Origin of the sequence: Pseudarthrobacter sp. Y6 (assembly GCF_050156205.1) — a bacterium.
Lineage (GTDB): Bacteria > Actinomycetota > Actinomycetes > Actinomycetales > Micrococcaceae > Arthrobacter.
Map to the genome: position 1 here is coordinate 3,132,333 of NZ_CP189574.1, position 18,840 is coordinate 3,151,172.

The following is an 18,840-nucleotide window of genomic DNA, read 5'->3' on the forward strand; positions in this document are numbered from 1 at the left end:
CACAGCGCGTTAACAAACCGCGACCGTCCACGAAACGCACCTTCTCTACCGTGGAAGAACAACATCCCCCATGAGGAGGTCCACCGTGACTGTTGACCGCAGCGCAAATGCCGGCACCGGCAATTCCGTAGATATAGACACCGACCCGCTGCACCGAGGCGTGTCCTCATCCGCCAGCGTGCAGCCCTCCACCGGTACAACCGACGCCCCGGCCCTTGAATTCCGTCCCGGCCGCTGGATCGCCAACTGGAACGCCGAGAACAAAGAGCAGTGGGAGTCCGGCGGCCGGGCCATCGCCCGCCGCAACCTGAACTGGTCCATCTTCGCCGAGTTCCTCGGCTTCGTGGTCTGGCAGCTCTGGTCCATCGTGGTGGTCCAGCTTCCGGCAGCAGGCTTCACGTTCACCACCTCGGAAATCTTCTGGCTGATCTCGATGCCCAGCCTGGTAGGCGCCACGCTCCGGATCCCCTACACCTTTATGGTTCCCCGCTTCGGCGGCCGGAACTGGACCATCGTGTCCGCACTGCTCCTCCTGATCCCATCGATCGGCCTGGGACTCTGCGTCTCCAACCCGGAAACCCCGTTTGGTGTCATGCTGTTCGTGGCTGCACTGGCAGGTTTCGGCGGCGGCAACTTCGCCAGTTCCATGGCCAACATCACCTTCTTCTACCCCGCCCGCGAAAAGGGCTGGGCCCTCGGCCTGAACGCCGCCGGTGGGAACATGGGTGCCGCCGTTGCACAGCTCGCCGTCCCGATTGTGATCACCCTGCTCGCCGTCGGCAGCATCAACCTGCCCATGGCCGGCTGGATGTGGATCCCCTTCATCCTGATCGCCGCCTTCGGTGCCTGGAAGTACATGGACAACCTCACCAGCGCCAAGGGAGACGTGGCCGGCTCGGTCGCAGCGCTGAAGGAACCGCACCTCTGGATCATGGCGCTGCTGTACATCGGCACGTTCGGTTCGTTCATCGGCTTCGCCGGCGTGTTCCCCAAGCTCATCAAGGACTACTTCCCGGCCTTCTCCTCCATCGGAGTCGGCACCGTGGCACTCTCGTTGGCCTTCCTCGGCCCGCTGGTCGGTTCACTCGCCCGACCCTACGGCGGACGCATGGCTGACCGCATGGGCGGGGCCCGGATGACTGTCGCAGCGTTTGCCGCCATGGCCGTGATCACCCTGACCATGATCTGGACCCTGCCATTGAAGAACTTCTGGCTCTTCCTGGTCCTGTTCCTGATGCTCTTCACCGCCAGCGGCTTCGGCAACGGCGCAACCTACCGGATGATCCCCATCATCTTCGCCACGTCCAGCCGGGCGGCGAAGTCCGGTGCCAGCACGGTGCAAACCCAGCGGCTCGCGTCTTCGGCCCTCGGACTCATCTCGGCCATCGGCGCCTACGGCGGCTTCGTTATCCCGCAGGTGCTGAACGCCTCCAACACGGCCAGCGGCTCCTACACCCCGGCCTTCTACGGTTTCGTCGGAGCCTACGTAGTGATGCTGGCCGTCTGCTGGTTCTGCTACATCCGCAACGCCAACCGAAACGCGATGGGACACGTCTAACATGACCAAAAGCGCCGACACGCACTGCCCTTACTGCGCCCTGCAGTGCGCCATGACGCTCACGTCACCAGCGGGACTGACCCCGGCTTCCGAGCCGGGGTCAGTCCCCGTGCCGGCTGAATCCGCGGCGCTGGGCGCTGCGGAAGCCACCCTGAAAGCCCCCCTCTCCGAAGCGCCCCTCGACGTCCAAGGACGGGACTTCCCCACCAACCGCGGCGGCCTCTGCCGCAAAGGCTGGACCTCAGCCACGCTCCTGAACCACCCCGGACGGGTCACCGAACCGCTCCTCAAGGGGGCCGACGGCGTCCATCGCCCCATCGGCTGGGACCAGGCCCTGGCGCTGGTCACCACCGCTGTGAAGGACACGCAGGCCCGCTACGGTGCGGACGCCGTCGGGGTTTTCGGTGGCGGTGGCCTCACCAACGAAAAGGCCTACATGCTGGGCAAGTTCGCCCGCCTGGCCCTGGGCACCTCACGCATCGATTACAACGGCCGCTTCTGCATGTCCTCCGCCGCGGCCGCCGGGATGCGCGCCTTCGGCCTGGACCGCGGCCTCCCGTTCCCGCTGACAGATCTGGACTCGGCGAGCACCATCATGATGCTCGGCTCCAACGTGGCCGAAACCATGCCGCCGTTTGTGCAGCACCTCCAGGGCGCCCGCGACGCCGGCGGGCTGATCGTGGTGGATCCCCGCCGTTCAGCCACGGCAAACTTCACGGCCGACGGCGGCGGCCTTCACCTCCAGCCCCTGCCGGGCACGGACCTCACCCTCCTGCTGGGCCTCTCGCACGTGATCATCCACGAGGGCCTGGCAGACAAAGACTTCATCGCGGCGCGCACCACCGGTTATGAGGCCGTGGTCCGCAGCGTCAACTCGTTCTGGCCCGAACGCGTCCAGTCCCTCACCGGCGTCCCGGCGGAGCTCATCCGGGAAACCGCCCGCAGGCTCGCCGACGGCGCGGGCAAGGGCGGCAGTTACATCCTCACCGGCCGCGGCGTGGAACAGCACGTGGACGGCACGGACACCGCCACCGCCGCGATCAACCTCAGCCTCCTCCTGGGCCTGCCCGGCTCACGCCGCAGCGGCTACGGCACCCTCACCGGCCAGGGAAACGGCCAGGGCGGCCGCGAGCACGGCCAGAAGGCCGACCAGCTCCCCGGCTACCGGAAGATCACAGACCCCGCCGCGCGCGCCCACATGGCCGGCGTCTGGGGCGTCCCGGAGGAAACCATTCCCGGGCCGGGACTGCCCGCCGTCCAGTTGCTGAAGTCGCTGGGACAGCCCGACGGCGTCCGGTGCCTTTTTGTGCACGCCTCCAACATCGCGGTGGCCTCCCCCGACGCGAACGCCGTCATCGCCGGGCTCCGCAGCCTGGACTTCCTGGTGGTCTGCGACTTCTTTATGTCCGAAACCGCCGCCGAAGCCGACCTCATCCTCCCAGTCCTGCAGTGGGCCGAGGAGGAAGGCACCCTCACCAACCTGGAGGGACGTGTGCTCCGCCGCCGCCGCGCCCTGCAGCCGCCCGCGGGCGCACGCAGCGAGCTGTGGATCATGGCCCGGCTCGCTGAAGCGCTCGAGGCCCCGTCCACGTACAGCGAAGATCCGGAAACGGTCTTTGAGGAGCTGCGGCTGGCCTCGGCCGGCGGGCACGCCGACTACTCCGGCATTGATTACGCCATGCTGGACCGCGGCGAAGCCGCCTACTGGCCCTACCCTGTGGGGAGCACCGGCACGCCCCGGCTCTTCCTGGACACGTTCGCCCACGCCGGCGGCAAGGCGGTCATGACCCCGGTGACGCCCCGCCGCCGTCGTGCGCCGGCCACCAACCCGGACCCGGCCGCGAAAACCATGACCCTCATCACCGGCCGCCTCCTGGAGCACTACCAGTCCGGCGCCCAGACCCGGCGTGTGTCCGAGCTGCTGGCCACCCAGCCCGAGGCGAAAATGCAGATCCACCCCGCCGCCGCAGCCTCCATGGGCATCACCGAAGGAGCTTTAGTCTCGGTGGCCAATGAACGTGGCGAGGTGGTCTGCCGGGCCGAACTCAGCACCGCGATCCGTCCGGAGACAGTCTTCCTGCCGTTCCATTTTCCGGAACTTGAAAGCGCCAACCGCCTCACCGAGGCGGCAACGGATCCCATTTCCGGGATGCCCGAATTCAAGTTCAACAAGGTATGGGTCCGGGCGGTCGCAAACGGACTTCAGAACAGTGTTCTTCAGACATCGGAGGCATCATGAGTGAGCAGATTGTCGTTGTTGGTTTCGGCCCGGTGGCTGCCCGCCTGATCGATGAACTGCTGCCGGCGGTCCGCGACGGGCACGTCAGCCTGACCGTGGTGGGCGAGGAAGCCGAGGCCGCGTACAACCGTGTGCTGGTGGCCGACCTGGGCGTCGGACGCACCACTGCCGATGCCCTTGCCCTCTCCGACGCGGCAGCCCTGGCGGCCGACGGCTTGGACGTCCGGCTCGGCGTGCGCGTCCGCCGTGTGGACCGCGCCCGCCAGCAGGTACTCCTCACCGACGGCACCTCCGCCCACTATGAGCGGCTGGTCTTCGCCACCGGTTCCCGGCCCGTCATCCCCAACCTGACCGGCATCAACCCGGACCCCGCCTTCCCCGTCCTTCCGGCCGGTGTGACCGCGCTCCGGGACCTCCGCGACGCTGCCGTGCTCAAGCAGGCAGTCGACGGCGGCAAGCGCGTGGTGGTGCTGGGCGGCGGCGTCCTTGGCCTCGAAACAGCCCTCGCCGCTGCCGAGGAAGGCGCCACCGTCACGGTGGTGCACAACGGGCCGCACCCGCTGGGACGCAACATCGACCGCGCCGGCGGGGCGGTCCTCGCGGCCAGCCTGCGCCGGTGCGGCGTCCGGATGGCCGGCAACGCCCGGTCCACCGGGGTGGAGCACAACGGGCCCGACGGCGGGTTCTCGGCGCTGCTGCTCAATGACGGTTCGGCGATCGACGGCGATCTCCTGGTCCTCTCGTGCGGCGTCCGTCCCCGGACCGAGCTCGCCGAGGGCTGCGGCCTGTCCACCGGTACCGGCATCCTGGTGGACCACAGGCTGCGCGCCCACCACGAGCCGCACATCTACGCGATCGGCGACTGTGCCGAGGTGCGCTGCCCGGACCCCGCCTGCAACGAGTGCCGCACCGCAAAAGGCCCGTCCGGCCTGGTGGGTCCCGGGTGGCGGCAGGCCGAATGGCTGGCGGAATACCTGACGCTGCTGGCCACCGGCACACAGGAGGAGGCCGACGCGCTGCAGGAGCTGCCCCGGGAACAGGCCGGCGTGATTGTCCTTAAGGCACGCGGCATGAATATGGCCGTCGCCGGTGACAACGGTGCCGAGCCGTGGGATGAAGACGCGCTCACCGCGGGCGCCGTGAACGGCCGGCAGCGTCTGCAGATCGCCCAGTGGTCAGATCCCGAGCATGGCCGCTACGTCAAGATGACCACCCGAGGCGGAGTGCTGGAAGGTCTTGTGGCCGTGGGCATGCCGCGGACCGCCGCGGAGCTCGTGGGACTGTTCGAGCGCGGCGCAGAACTGCCGGCCGACAGGTCCCTGCTGCTGCGGCTGGACGGTCCGGACCAGCTGGCCGCGTCCGGTCCCGCCGATCCTGAGGGAACAGTGTGTCGCTGCGCCGGAGTCAGCGGCGCCAAGATCCAGGGTGCCGTGGCGGATGGCTGCTCCACGGTGGCCGAGGTGTCCAAGGCAACCCGGGCCGGCACGGGCTGCGGCGGCTGCCACGACGACATCAAGGGGCTTATCGAAAAAAACTTCCAGGCGGCTCCCTCCGCCTGAGCTGTCCTGACGGCAGGAAAGGCCCAAAATAGTTCAAACGTAATATGTGCGGTCCGGGGACATCCCTGACACTGTATTGTCGGGAGGCGGCTGACAGTCTCACGGTCCGCCGATGCATGGCGGGACGTCCGCGTTAGGCACCGTTGCCGAGGTAGGTGCCGACCGGGCCCAGAACAAGTTGGCGCAGAATTCCCCCGGTGCCAGCGTGGTGAGTCATGACATTTTCAGGTCCGTAGATGACTGATAGAGGTCCCGCTTGCTCCTGCCGCGCTCGACGCCTTGGAAGCAGACTCTTCGGCACTGGCCGCAGCCTCCTGAGCCCGTTTCGCTACCGTTTCCGTATTGACTCCGCAAAATGGTCCAGTTCGGCCTGCTCGGGGACAGTGGGGACTTTCTGCTCGGCCTCACCGGGCCGGACGACTTCCTTCGCTGACTCGCCCGCTTCGCCAGCACATCGAACCAGCCGGGTCTCCGGTACTGGCAGGCGCCCCAGCATGCCGTCGCCGAAATCTCATTGTGGCGCTGTGTTGCTACACCAGGCCGGATCACCACTGGGCTTACCGACTGTAGGTGCATAAGGCAGTGCCGGGACCGCATCCTCACGGATGAGGTCCCGGCACTTGGCGTCTGATGCCAGCCACGACCTACCCGCTCAACGTGAGCACCAGCTTGGGGGCGACCGTGCTGCCGGCCTCGTTGGAGTTTAGGTCCAGGCCGTCGCTGCTGCTGGAGTCCATACCCAGTGAGAGCTGTTGGCCGAACTCACCGGTCAGGCCGCTGACCGTCAACGGAACGCTGTAGCTGCTGTTGGTCGTTGTCGGGCCGAGCGTGCCGATGCTGGTGCCCAGCGCCGGACGGCTGCTGTACGTGATCCCACCCTCGGTCCAGCTGTCATCAGCGACCAGCTTGACGTTCTGCGTACCCGTCGACCCACTCCCGGCGCTACGCAGCCGCAACGTCGCACTCTCCAGCGTCCTGCCCGCATACGCCGACAGGTCGAACTTTAAGTACGTAACCTCCACCGGGCTGTTGTCCACACCCAGCAGGGTACTCGTGCCATAGTTCGTCCCCGTCGCCCCGCTCGACACGTAGCTGTCAGCGGTGACCGTGAGCGTGACGGTCTCCGACGTGCCGCCGCCCTCGGAAGGCGTCCAACCGCCGCGGTACTCCTGTGGACAGCCGCCTCATCACTACTGGCAGCGCTGGGGTTATTGAGCGCGGAGAGCAACGAGCCAACCGGCCCATTCGCGCGGCGAACCACTGCTCCATATCCAGGACTTGCTGCCCGAGGAACCGGCGGTTGCCTGGAGGGCATCGTCAAGCTCAGTACGCTTACCACCGAGGTCATACACCTCCGTCATGTCTGACGGGCCAGTGATGGCGATAGTGGTATTGCTTGAGTTGAGGGCGATTGCGCCGACGAGCATAGCTCCGGCGGTCGTTGTGGTGACTCCAGAAACCGAGCCCGTAGATGCAGCGACGGCAGACGCGGCTACCGAGGCTGTTGTGTCCAACGGAGTTGTGGTGTTCACACCGGAGTAGCAGCTGATGCCGCCACCGCTAGCGACCGACCCCGCAGTGGTCCAGGTGTAGCTAGCAGGTTCGGACGCCCCCATGACGTGGTAGTAGCCATACAGATGTGGGTTGGCGATCGACGTACTTGCGGCAAACTGAGTCCAGCCAGTCGGGGCCGCTGAAACGGTCGAGCCGTTGAGCGCCAATGAGACGACACAGACCTGGCCTGCCGCCGCCGAAGCGGGCTTGTTAATCGTGTGGCTCGTGGCACTCGTGGTGTTAACCAATGTGCTCATGCCTTGGCGCTGAATGCCTGTGGCTGTCTGAGCATTAGTGGTCACGGTGAGGGGTGAGGATGCTGCCGATAGGTTCATGGCGGCGTCGTAGGCCTTGACGGTGTACGTGTAGGCCGTGGCAGGCGATAAGCCGGAGTCGCTATAGGTGCGGCCCGTTTGATCGGCAATTTGTGTGCCGTTGCGGTAGAGCTTGTAGCCGGTAACGCCGACATTATCGGTAGCGGCGTCCCATGCCAGGGCAACCGTATTGGTGGTGTGACCAGAGGAAACGAGTCCGGTGGGCGCGGCCGGAGCGGTGGTGTCGGCCGCCCCATCGGTGGTCACGGTGAGGGGTGGGGATGCTGCCGATAGGTTCATGGCGGCGTCGTAGGCCTTGACGGTGTACGTGTAGGCCGTGGCAGGCGATAAGCCGGAGTCGCTATAGGTGCGGCCCGTTTGATCGGCAATTTGTGTGCCGTTGCGGTAGAGCTTGTAGCCGGTAACGCCGACATTATCGGTAGCGGCGTCCCAAGCCAGGGCAACCGTATTGGTGGTGTGACCAGAGGAAACGAGTCCGCTGGGAGCGGCCGGAGGCGTAGTATCACCACTACCACCACCGCCGCTGGGGTCGTAAAAGTGCCAGTACCGGCTTGTGGCGTTCACATCGGCGAGCACCAGTAGACCACTGTTGGCCGTGCCCCGCGCCGCACTGTTGAGGTTCTGCTTCGTCGACGTCACGTTGTGGACATATTGGTCGGCATCCACGATACGAGCCGTCTTCGTGGTGGTGAAGCTGATGTTGTCCAGCGGCGTGGACTTCTCGTAAATCGCACCCCCCGAGCTGGTGCAGACACCGGCGTTCGTCGTGCCACTCGGCTTCGGATAGGTAGCGAACGTACGCAGCCTCTGCGTGCTCTCATCAATCAAGACGATCACCCGGTTCGGGCACTCGGACACAGTCGCGATCGTGTGCGCCGACCACGTCGTGCCACTCAATGCCAACAGCTGGATCAGCGGCTGAGGCGCCGACGTGAACGACGTCTTAACGGCGGCGAAAACCCGGCCACCCGAGGAGTCCAGCCACTTCAGGTTCATATGGTCATCACCGCTGCCCTGCCCCGACACCGCCGCCACAGGAGTGGTCCAGGCGGTGTTCGACGCTCCGTCGACGTGGTAGCTCCAATACATGCCGTCGGTGGAGCCACCGACCTGCCGGCTCCACATCACACCCATCTTGCCGGGTCCGAACGCGATCACAGCCGACGTGTCGTCCAAAGACACGTTGCTCAACGACGCAGGATGCTGGAACGGCGTCCCCCACGTCTTGCCATCCGTGCCAGTGACGTTCAGATAGATCCGGTTCGCCTGCTGCCACGTGGCCCACACCCGACCAGTCGAGTCCTTATCGATGGTCAGGGTCTCAACGCGGTAGTTGTTGATCTGTGTAGAACTCAGCAGCGCGTACGTCTTCTTACTCGAGTCGTAGCTGTAACGCCGCATCGTTGACGGGAAGTTCGGCTCAGCCGGCAGACCGTCATTGACGAACCGATAGCTCGCCACATACAAGGTCGTCCCGTCCCACAACACGTCATGATGAGTGTCCGCCCGCGTCTCCGTCGCCACACCCGTATCGACCCACGAACTCGTCGCGGCATTGAACCGGAAGATATGAAAATCCGAGCTAGCAGTGTCCCACAGGTTCCCCCACCAGACCCCGTCGTTGAACCACAACGCACTCGTCGCCCGCTTCGAACCCGTCGGCGTCCCCGTCCCCGAATGCGACGGACCCTGAACCCCAACATCACCCGCAGCAGCCGACGCCGGAACTGTTACCCCCAGAACACCCAGCGCAAGCAGCAGCGCTGTCAGCACGGCTTGGAGCCGCAGATTCCGCGACCCGCGTAGACGAAGACCAGCCAAGGGAACGCCTCCCGGCCTTACGCCAAGCCAGGAAGTCCTGAGACCTCTACCACGTACGCCCATGTGGAAAACCTTCTAGTCCAGAAACGTTGTTACCCGGAGTTGAACGTCGATACCCGAGTTCCTACAGTGTCAATGGTTTGAAGCATCAAAAGCAACCCCCCAATTGTGATGAACCTGGACCAGAAACGTACGAGGACTACATCACGTACAAGAACCTCGCCCGTGCACTCTCAGAGGCAAGCGGCGTCCACACCAAACAGCAGCTCAACTACTGGATGGGGGAAGTGCTCAGCGGTGTCATCCAAGCCTGTGCTGACCGCGGGCTGCCCGCGCTGTCTTCCCTGGTAGTGCACACGGGTGACGGATGGTCGGCTCAGGGTTCAACGCAGCGCTCCGTCGCTCCGGACGCGAGACTATTAATCATCCGTACGATCTGGAGATGGCGGCGGCCGAGGAACGGCTCAACTGCTACCGCGTGTCCTGCCGGGACCTGCCCGGGGATATCCCACCCCAGCTGACCGGGAAACAGCGCGCAGGTGAACCGGGCCTCCAAGTCGACGCCGCGGCGCAAGCCAGTATGCGCCGGATGTGGGCTGCAGTTGCCGGCCACGGGTGTCTGCGACAACTGCACCTGAGGGGGCTGTCTTCATCGAGAGAGAGCGAGAGAGAGGCGCCGGGTTCGAACCGACATCTCCGTGGCATTGGCCCGGCGTATTCCACCCAAGGCAGTGCTGCCCCGGTAGACCTGATATGGAGGCGTTCGTTGTCAAGAGGGGCAAGGGTAAGCGGTCCATGACTGGCTTGTCTTGGACCGCTCTTTTGGTGTCCGTTTCCCCTGTGTGGTCCCGTTTGGCTGGCGCGTCGTGATCGACGGGAGGCGCTGTCATGCTGATATGCGCGGGTTGGTTACCGCAGGACGAGGTGTTCGGCTGGAGGGGTGCCGCTGGTCTAGGAATATCGGGCGTCACCGGTTGATTGCCGGTTGTCCATAGCTGTATCGCGGGTCTCCTCCACGCTGCCGAGCCATCCGGACCGGGCCGGGAACGGCACACGTCTCTTCATCCGTCCATGGCTGCTCCTGTTGTACCGAGGCGGCGAGGGACCGGCACCAGCCGGCCAGTTCCCGGGCGACGGCGACGTTGGCGATGACGCGGCGTTTATGTCGGGCTTCGAACTGTTCCCATTTGCGGTGCAGCCTGTAGTTGCCTTGGTGACCGCCGACAAAGGACGCTTCATCCGCGATGTCCCAGCGCGTGCGCATGTCACGGCTGACGTTGGTGTAGGGCCGCGGTGGTGCCAGGCTGACGGATATCAGTGCGGAGGGCAGCCGCCCTAGTTCTGCGCGGTTCTTCCGGACAAAGACGACAACAGAGTTATCGTGCCTGCCCATGTGAACCGACGCTGCCACGATGACACATGTTCCACTGTTTCCGGGCAGGGGAAAAGTGGAAGTAGGGCCAAACGTCTCGCGGAAGCTATGCCGGGGCCTTGGGGATCATGATCCACAGCGCGATGTAGACCAGCTCGCCGATCCCCACGAGGCCAAAGATCACAAAGCCGAGCCGGACCAGGGACTTCGGGATCCCGAACCGGGCCGACAGGGCGGCACATACGCCACCGATGATTTTTCCGCTGCGTGGCCGCTCCAGAGCTGTAGTCATGCGGCCACGCTACCTGAGAATCCCCGACCGCGTCACGACCTACATGCGGACGTGCAGGCGCCGCGCCGCTTCTGAGATGGAGCCGCTCAGTGACGGGTACACGGTAAAGGTGCTGGCGACGTCGTCGACGTGGAGCTTCTGCTTCACCGCGATGGAGATCGCGAAGATCAGCTCGGAGGCGTTCGGACCCACCACAACACCGCCAATCACGGTGCCGGAGCCCTTGCGGGCGAAGATCTTGACGAAGCCGTCCTTGTGGTTGCGCATTTTGGCGCGGGCGTTGCTCTTGAGCGACAGCTTCACGATATCGCCCTGGTACTTGCCGGACTGGAGCTCGGCCTCGGAGACGCCCACGTTCGCGATCTCGGGCGATGTGAAGATGTTGGAAGCGACCTGGTGCAGCTTGAGCGGCATCACGCTGTCGCCCAGGAAGTGGGCGATCGCGATCCGGCCCTGCATGGCGGCCACCGAGGCCAAGGCCAGCACGCCAGTGCAGTCGCCGGCGGCGTAGATGTTCGGCACGGTGGTGCGGGAGACGCCGTCGACCTTTACATGGCCGCTCTCGGTGAGGGCCACGCCGGCTTCTTCAAGGCCGATGCCGGCGGTGTTCGGGATGGATCCCACGCAGACCAGGCAGTGGCTGCCGGTGACTCTCGATCCGTCACCGAGGGTGACCACCACGCCGTCGTCGGTCCGCTCCACGGTTTCAGCACGCGCCCGCGAGAGGACGCGCACTCCGCGACGCTCGAAGACTTCCTCCAGGACCTCCGCGGCGTCGGTGTCCGAACCGGGCAGCACCCGGTCACGGCTGGAGATCAGGGTAACTTTGGAGCCCAGGCCGTTGTAGGCGGAGGCGAATTCGGCACCGGTCACGCCGGACCCCACCACAATCAGTTCCTCGGGAAGTTCGTCAAGGTTGTAGATCTGCGCCCAGTTCAGGATGCGTTCCCCGTCCGGCCGCGCGGTGGGCAGTTCACGCGGGTGCGCGCCCACGGCCAGCAGAATGGTGTCAGCTTCGACGATTTCGGTGCCGTCAGCGGTTAGGACTTCGATGGTGTGGTTGTCCACGAGCTTGCCGGAACCCAGCAGGATGCGGACGTTCTGGTGCTCTAGCCCGGTGGAGATATCGGTGGACTGCTGACGGGCAAGGCCCAGCAGGCGGTCGTTGATGTGCTTGAGATCGGCGCGCATGGCCGGGACAAAGTCGCCGCCGTCGACGTCGAACTTCACTCCCAGCTCCCCCGCCTCACCGACGCGGGTCATCAGGTCCGCGGTGGCGATCAGGGTTTTGGAAGGCACGACGTCGGTCAGTACTGCGGAGCCGCCCATGCCCGCGCGTTCGATGATGGTGACCTGCGCTCCCAGCGAGGCAGCGACCATGGCGGCTTCGTATCCACCGGGGCCACCTCCGAGGATTGCGATCCGGGGTGAGCTGAAATCAGGATGCGTAGTCACAATCAACCATTCTCGCGCATCTGCGCAGGGACCACCAATAAAGAGTGGTCCGTCACGGTGCCGGCCGCGCCCCGGAGCAACGCTGTGGCCACTGTGCACAGCGGCAACAGCACGATAACTTGTACCAGTGAGTAATACAGACTTCCAGAATACGGACCCTTTCGCCGCCGCGCGCTCCGCCGCTGACTACATCGCCCAGCAGACCGGGGTGGACAGCCACGACGTCGCCCTCGTCCTGGGCTCGGGCTGGGCCGAAGCCGCCGACCTCATCGGCGAGACCACCGCCACCCTGACCGCTGACACCGTCCCGGGCTTCCATGCCCCGGCAGTGGAAGGCCATGTGGGCACCATCCGCTCAGTCCTGACCAAAGGGGGCAAACGCGCGCTGGTCCTGGGCGCAAGGACGCATTACTACGAGGGCAAAGGCGTCCGTGCCGTGGTCCACGGCATCCGCACCGCTGCCGCTGCCGGCTGCAAAACACTGGTCCTCACCAACGGTTGCGGAGGGCTGAACGAAAGCTGGACGCCGGGCACCCCGGTGCTCATCAAAGATCACATCAACCTCACCGCCACGTCACCGCTGGAAGGCGCAACGTTTGTTGACCTGACAGATCTGTACAGCTCGCGCATCCGTGCGCTCGCCCGTGAAGTGGACGCCTCGCTGGAGGAAGGCGTCTACGCCCAGTTCAGCGGGCCGCATTACGAAACGCCGGCAGAGGTCCAGTACGCCAAGCGGATCGGAGCGGACCTGGTGGGCATGTCCACCGCGTTGGAAGCGATCGCCGGCCGCCACGCAGGCATGGAAGTGTTCGGAATTTCGCTGGTCACCAACCTCGCAGCCGGCATCAGCACCATGCCGCTGAGCCACCAGGAAGTCATCGAGTCCGGCCAGGCCGCCGGACCGCGCATCTCCAAACTGCTGGCGGGCATCATCGCCAAACTCTAGGACAACGCGGGGTCACTTAGCGCCCATCCGAGGCCTTCCAGTGGGCGCTAAGTGACCCCGCGTTGCTGTAGGGCTGGTCAGGACTTGGCGCCGACGAGCTGCAGGACGGTGGACTCCCGGGCCTCGGGAAACCGGCGCTCGATGGACTGGGCGATCCCGGCAATGCTCTGCCGGGACAGCTCAGTCCGCCAGGTGACTTCGGCGTGGCGCATGGTCTGCGAAATCAGGCACGTGCGGGCGTAGTCGGCGTCCATGCTCCCGCCCGGGGCTTCCTTGGCGATGCCTTCGCACCGGAAGGCATCGTCATTTCCTTCGATGGCGAGGACCACGTCAAGGACGGAAATCCGGTCCGGACGCCTGGCCAGCGAGAAGCCGCCCCGGGGCCCGGACACCGAGGTCAGGATCCCGGCCCGCACCAGTGCCTGGAGCTGTTTGTTCAGGTACGCGGCGGGAAGCTTGTAGAACTCGGCCAGCCGTGCACTGCTGACAGCCTCCCCGGGCGCGGTCCAGGACATGTTGACGCAGCTATGCAGGCCCCACTCAACACCCTGGCCCAGTTTCATATTCGCGACATTACTTGTCCAGAAAATTTCCTGCAAGGATTTCGCTGCTTTCAGCTGTCACAGGCGAGTGTTCAGGCACAGTTACTGGAGCAATGACGATAGCGTTGGCCGCATGACGTCCCCCGATGCCGCTTCCTTGTTCAGCCAAGCCCGCGAATGGGCGGCCAAAGATCCGGATCCCGCCACAGCCGCAGAGCTCACAGAGCTGCTGCAATTCGCGGAGGAGGGCTCCCCCGCAGCGTCCCAGGAGCTGGCCGACAGCTTCAGCGGCACGCTGCAGTTCGGCACCGCAGGCCTCCGCGCCGCCCTGGGCGCCGGGCCGAACCGGATGAACCGCGTGGTGGTGCGCCGCGCCGCCGCCGGTCTCGCCGACTTCCTGGTTGATGCGGTGGGTGAGGCTGCCCCCGGGACCCGGCCACGCGCCGTCGTCGGCTATGACGCCCGCTATAACTCGAACATCTTCGCCGTGGAAACGGCGGCCATCTTCACGGCCGCCGGAATTGAAACCTTCCTGATGCCGTCCGCGCTGCCCACCCCGCTGCTCGCTTTCGCCGTGCGGGCCCTCGATTGCGACGGCGGTGTGATGGTGACAGCGAGCCACAATCCGCCGCAGGACAACGGCTACAAGGTGTACCTGGGCCGTCATGCCGTGGAGGGCAGCGGACGCGGAGCGCAAATCGTGGCGCCCTACGACGTCAGGATCGCTGCGCGGATCGATGCCGTGGGCGCCCTGGAATCCAGCACCCTTGCAGCGGACGGCTGGACGGTTCTGGACCCGTCGGTTGCGGCGGATTATGAACGCGCGACGGCGGCACTCGCCGATGCGGCCCGCTTCCCGTCCCGTGACCTGCGGATTGTCCTGACCCCCATGCACGGCGTCGGCGGCGAAACTGCCGTGACGGTACTGAATGCTGCCGGCTTTGCCGATGTCACCCTGGTGGCCGAACAGGCTGAGCCGGATCCCGACTTTCCCACGGTGAACTTTCCCAATCCGGAGGAACCGGGCGCCTTGGACCTGGCCCTGGAGACTGCCGCCCGCGTCGACGCCGATATTGTCCTGGCAAACGATCCGGACGCGGACCGCGCTGCAGTGGCGGCCAAGGATCCTGACACCGGCGCGTGGCGCATGCTTCGAGGCGACGAGGTCGGGGCGCTGCTGGGTGCACACATTGTGGCCCGGCTGGCGGCCGGCACTGACGAAGCGTCAGGCAGTACGGACCAAGCACGCACTGGTGAAGGGGCCGGCGTCTTCGCCAATTCGATTGTGTCCTCGCGCTTACTCTCCCGCATCGCCGCCGCGGCAGGATACGGGCATGAGGAAACGCTGACCGGGTTCAAATGGATTTCCCGTGTGCCCGGGCTGGTCTACGGCTACGAGGAAGCCCTTGGCTATTGCGTTGCACCTGAACTGGTCCGGGACAAGGACGGGATCTCTGCCGCTGTCCTCATCGCGGAAATGGCTGCCGCCGCCAAGGCGGACGGAAAAACCATCTTCGACATTCTGGACGAGCTCTACCTTCAGCACGGGCTTCATGCCAGCGACCAACTGAGCATCCGGGTGGCGGATCTGGGCCTGCTGGACGCCATGATGAACCGGCTCCGGGTCAGCCCGCCCGATTCGTTCGGTTCGTCCGCTGTTGAAACTTTTGTGGACCTCGCCGAAGGGAGCGAGCACTTGCCGCCCACCGATGGCCTGCTGTATCTGACCCGGGACGAGACCCGGGTCATCATCCGGCCCAGCGGCACCGAGCCCAAGCTCAAGTGCTACCTGGAAGTCATCCTCCCGGTTGAGTCAGCGGCCGAACTGCCGGAAGCCCGGCAGGCAGCCCGGACCGCCCTGGACAATGCGCTCGGCGACGTCCGAGAGGCCCTCGGGCTCTAGCGGGACGCTAGAGCTCCACTTCGATGAAACCGTCGGAAATGCGCGTGCTGAACGTTTCCAGGCGCACCGTGGTGGTTCCGAAGCTTTCACCGGTTTCCAGGTCGTAGACCTCTTTGTGCAGCGGCGAAGCGATGGTGGGGCGGGTGCCGCGTGAACCCAGAATGCCGCGGGCCATCACGTGGGCGCCGGTGGCCGGATCTTCGTGGGCCACCGCAAAAACCTCACTGGGGCCGGTCCGGAAGAGTGCCACCTGGCGGCCCGCAATAAGTGCTGCTTCGCCCCAGGCAAGCTCAAGCTCGTCCACGGCGCAGACCCGGTGCCAGGTAGCGGTGTCGGCGGCGAGCGCCCCAAGTTCCAGTGTTGCCGTCATGTCCGGCTCCTCTCCCCGTGCTTGATTGGCCACCTATATGGCCGTACCAAACAACTTAGGCAACGGGTGTTTCAAAGGCGTGCAGTGAATGTGTCCGGCGCGTAAAAGAGACCTCACCCAATCGGAAACGCGTTCGTGATGCAGAAGTTAAGCCTACGAAACATATGGGAAACTGAAGCGAAACTGCGACTACCTAGTCTGAATGGACACCTCGTCAGAGAAAGTCGCAGAACATCGTCTGCGGCACATGCGAAAGGCCCACAGTGACCGAACAGACTTCACCCCAGACGGCAACGCGCCGGATCGTCGTCGCCGGTGGCGGCCCTGCTGCCCACCGCTTCGCCGATGCCATGCACACCCGGGGCCTTGAGGGCTGGGACGTCACGGTCCTCACGGAAGAAGCCCACCTCCCCTACGACCGCGTTGCGCTCTCCAAGGCACTGACGGACAGCAGCGTGGACCTGACCCTCGGCTCCGCCTCGATGTGGGACCACGACTCCCTGACTCTGAAGACCGGCGAGCGCGTGGTCAAAATCAATGCCGAGGCAAAGACGGTTGAGACCGCTGCTGGCAGCATCTTCGAATACGACGACCTGGTGGTGGCCACCGGCTCGAATGCCGCCCGCCTCCCTATCCCCGGCGCCGAGCACACGCACGTCTACCGCACGCTCGAAGACGTGTGGGCCATCAACGAGGCCATAACCGGGCTCACGGAGAAGCTCGGCCGCAAGGTCAACGCCGTCACTATCGGTGGAGGCCTCCTCGGGCTCGAATCGGCCGCCGGCACGGAGCAGCTGGGCGCCAACCCGATCGTCATCGACGGTTCGCAGTGGCTGATGGCCACACAGCTGGACGAAGGCGCCGGCCAGGCAATGGGCCGGCTCATCAAGGCCAAAGGCTTCGCAGTACACGGCGGCGTGTTCCCTTCGGAAGTAGTGTCCGACGACGACGGCCAGGTCACCGGTGTCCTCATGGCAGACGGCCGCATTATCGACGCTGACCTCGTGATCGTCGCCATCGGCGTCCGACCCCGCGATGAACTCTTCCGCGCAGCCGAAGGGGAAGAGCAGGTGTTCAGCCTGGGCCAGCGCGGCGGCGTTGTCATCAACGATTTCTGCGCCACCGAAGTGGACGGCATCTGGGCCATCGGTGAGGTCGCCAACTACGGTGGCATGTGCCTGGGCCTCGTTGCACCGGCCAACACCATGGCCGAGATCGTGGCAGACCGTCTTCACGGCGGCCAGGCAACGTTCCCCGGCTTCGATACTGCCACCAAGCTCAAGCTCTCGGGCGTTGACGTTGCCAGCTTCGGTGACGGGTTCGCCAAGACCGAGCACTCCCTTGAGATTGTCTACGCCGACCCCGCCCGCGGCGTCTACCAGAAGATCGTCACCACCGACGACGCCAAGACCCTCCTGGGCGGCATCTTCGTGGGTGACGCTTCCCCATACATGAGCCTGCGTCCACTCCTGGGCCGCGAACTCAGCGCCGAACCGGGCGCCTACCTCACGGCGGCCGGCGGCGGCGACGCTCCAGAGACCGAACTCCCGGACGACGCCATCCTGTGTTCCTGCAACAACGTGGCCGCCGGCACCATCCGCGACACCATCAACGGCTGCGGCGCCTGCGACGGCAACGCCCCCGTCCAGGAACTTGGCGAACTCAAGGGCTGCACCCGCGCAGGAACCAGCTGCGGTTCCTGCGTGCCGATGCTCAAGAAGCTGCTGGAAACCGAACTCACCAAGTCCGGCGTCGAGGTCTCCAAGGCACTCTGCGAACACATCGAGCTGTCCCGCCAGGAACTCTTCGACGCCATCCGCGTCCTGGAACTGACCTCCTTCGAAGAGATCATGGCCAAGTACGGCACCGGCGCAGGCTGCGACATCTGCAAGCCCACTATCGCCAACATCCTGGCCAGCCAGAACAGCGCCTACGTCCTGGACGCCGGCCGCGGCACCCTGCAGGACACCAACGACCGCGCCCTCGCCAACATGCAGAAGGACGGCACCTACTCGGTGGTCCCCCGCATCGCCGGCGGTGAAATCACCCCCAGGAAGCTCGGCGTCATCGCCGCCGTGGCCGAAAAGTACAACCTGTACACCAAGATCACCGGCGGCCAGCGGATCGACATGTTCGGTGCCCGGCTGGAAGAGCTCCCGGCAATCTGGAAGGAACTGGTGGACGCCGGCTTCGAATCCGGCCAGGCGTACGGCAAGAGCCTGCGCACGGTGAAGTCATGCGTCGGTTCCACCTGGTGCCGCTTCGGTGTCCAGGATTCGGTGGCCATGGCCATCCAGCTCGAGCTCCGCTACCGCGGCCTCCGCAGCCCGCACAAGCTCAAGATGGGCGTCTCCGGCTGCGCCCGTGAATGCGCCGAGGCCCGCGGCAAGGACGTCGGCGTGATCGCCACAGCCGACGGCTGGAACCTCTACGTCGGCGGCAACGGCGGTGCCACCCCGGCCCACGCCCAGCTGCTGGCCAAGGACCTCGACGACGAAACCCTGCTCAAGTACATCGACCGCTACTTCATGTACTACATCCGCACCGCCGACCGGCTGCAGCGCACCGCGCGCTGGCAGGAAGAGCTCGACGGCGGCATCAAGCACGTCGAGGACGTTGTGGTGAAGGACACCCTGGGCATCGCCGAGGAGCTCGAAGCCGCCATGGCGAAGCACGTTGACACCTACGTGGACGAATGGGCGGACACGCTGAAGGACCCCGAGCGCCTGCGCCGGTTCCGTTCCTTCGTCAACGCCCCCGACCAGAAGGATGACTCCATCACCTTCGTCTCCGACGAGCGTGGCCAGATGCGCCCGGCCACTCCGGAGGAAAAAGGCAAGGTCCTGATCGGCGCCTCCATCCCCATGCGGCCCCGCGCCGAGAACGAGGTATAG

The 18,840-nt window shown here is 65.4% G+C and carries 12 protein-coding genes and 1 pseudogene; 6 read left to right on the forward strand and 7 right to left on the reverse strand.

What is annotated here, in order from left to right:
• Positions 1-85 precede the first annotated feature (85 nt).
• The 3 genes from ACQCSW_RS14990 to ACQCSW_RS15000 are packed head-to-tail and all read left to right on the forward strand — an operon-like array spanning position 86 to position 5,356.
• Positions 86-1,558: an MFS transporter gene (locus ACQCSW_RS14990; protein WP_426987111.1), complete on the forward strand. Its 1,473-nt coding sequence runs from the start codon at positions 86-88 to the stop codon at positions 1,556-1,558.
• 1 nt (position 1,559) lies between these two features.
• Positions 1,560-3,797, forward strand: coding sequence for a molybdopterin oxidoreductase family protein (locus ACQCSW_RS14995; RefSeq protein ID WP_426987113.1), 2,238 nt, complete (start codon positions 1,560-1,562; stop codon positions 3,795-3,797).
• Positions 3,794-5,356, forward strand: a complete 1,563-nt coding sequence (locus ACQCSW_RS15000) for an FAD-dependent oxidoreductase (RefSeq protein WP_426987115.1) — start codon at positions 3,794-3,796, stop codon at positions 5,354-5,356. Before ACQCSW_RS14995 ends, ACQCSW_RS15000 begins: the two co-directional genes overlap by 4 nt.
• Before the next feature lie 644 nt (positions 5,357-6,000).
• On the opposite strand, the pseudogene ACQCSW_RS15005 reads toward ACQCSW_RS15000, so the two are convergent.
• From ACQCSW_RS15005 to ACQCSW_RS15025, 5 genes and pseudogenes are all read right to left on the reverse strand, one after another.
• Positions 6,001-6,465 (reverse strand): annotated as a pseudogene (locus tag ACQCSW_RS15005) (DUF7594 domain-containing protein); the annotation flags it as partial.
• Between the two features lie 99 nt (positions 6,466-6,564).
• On the reverse strand, positions 6,565-9,018 hold the full coding sequence (locus tag ACQCSW_RS15010; RefSeq protein ID WP_426987117.1) for a fibronectin type III domain-containing protein: 2,454 nt from the start codon (positions 9,016-9,018) through the stop codon (positions 6,565-6,567).
• 1,015 nt (positions 9,019-10,033) lie between these two features.
• Positions 10,034-10,459, reverse strand: coding sequence for a hypothetical protein (locus ACQCSW_RS15015; RefSeq protein ID WP_426987119.1), 426 nt, complete (start codon positions 10,457-10,459; stop codon positions 10,034-10,036).
• An 85-nt stretch (positions 10,460-10,544) separates the two neighbouring features.
• Complete coding sequence (locus ACQCSW_RS15020) at positions 10,545-10,730, reverse strand: PspC domain-containing protein (protein ID WP_426987121.1); 186 nt, start codon at positions 10,728-10,730, stop codon at positions 10,545-10,547.
• Between the two features lie 39 nt (positions 10,731-10,769).
• Complete coding sequence (locus ACQCSW_RS15025; protein ID WP_354249237.1) at positions 10,770-12,185, reverse strand: NAD(P)H-quinone dehydrogenase; 1,416 nt, start codon at positions 12,183-12,185, stop codon at positions 10,770-10,772.
• 127 nt (positions 12,186-12,312) lie between these two features.
• Here ACQCSW_RS15025 and ACQCSW_RS15030 point away from each other — a divergent pair, with 127 nt between their 5' ends.
• On the forward strand, positions 12,313-13,131 hold the full coding sequence (locus ACQCSW_RS15030) for a purine-nucleoside phosphorylase (protein ID WP_426987124.1): 819 nt from the start codon (positions 12,313-12,315) through the stop codon (positions 13,129-13,131).
• A 77-nt stretch (positions 13,132-13,208) separates the two neighbouring features.
• Here ACQCSW_RS15030 and ACQCSW_RS15035 read toward each other — a convergent pair whose 3' ends face one another.
• The gene (locus ACQCSW_RS15035) at positions 13,209-13,694 is read right to left on the reverse strand and encodes an RrF2 family transcriptional regulator (RefSeq protein ID WP_426987126.1); all 486 of its coding nucleotides are present in this window, start codon (positions 13,692-13,694) and stop codon (positions 13,209-13,211) included.
• A 112-nt stretch (positions 13,695-13,806) separates the two neighbouring features.
• Between ACQCSW_RS15035 and ACQCSW_RS15040 the strand changes: the two genes are divergently transcribed.
• Positions 13,807-15,576: a phospho-sugar mutase gene (locus ACQCSW_RS15040; protein WP_426987128.1), complete on the forward strand. Its 1,770-nt coding sequence runs from the start codon at positions 13,807-13,809 to the stop codon at positions 15,574-15,576.
• A gap of 7 nt (positions 15,577-15,583) precedes the next feature.
• Here the strand turns inward: ACQCSW_RS15040 and nirD are convergent, their stop codons facing one another.
• Positions 15,584-15,946, reverse strand: coding sequence for a nitrite reductase small subunit NirD (gene nirD / locus ACQCSW_RS15045; RefSeq protein ID WP_426987130.1), 363 nt, complete (start codon positions 15,944-15,946; stop codon positions 15,584-15,586).
• A gap of 263 nt (positions 15,947-16,209) precedes the next feature.
• Between nirD and nirB the strand changes: the two genes are divergently transcribed.
• Positions 16,210-18,840 carry a nitrite reductase large subunit NirB gene (gene nirB, locus ACQCSW_RS15050; protein ID WP_426987132.1) on the forward strand — a complete coding sequence of 877 codons (2,631 nt, stop codon included), beginning with the start codon at positions 16,210-16,212 and terminating at the stop codon, positions 18,838-18,840.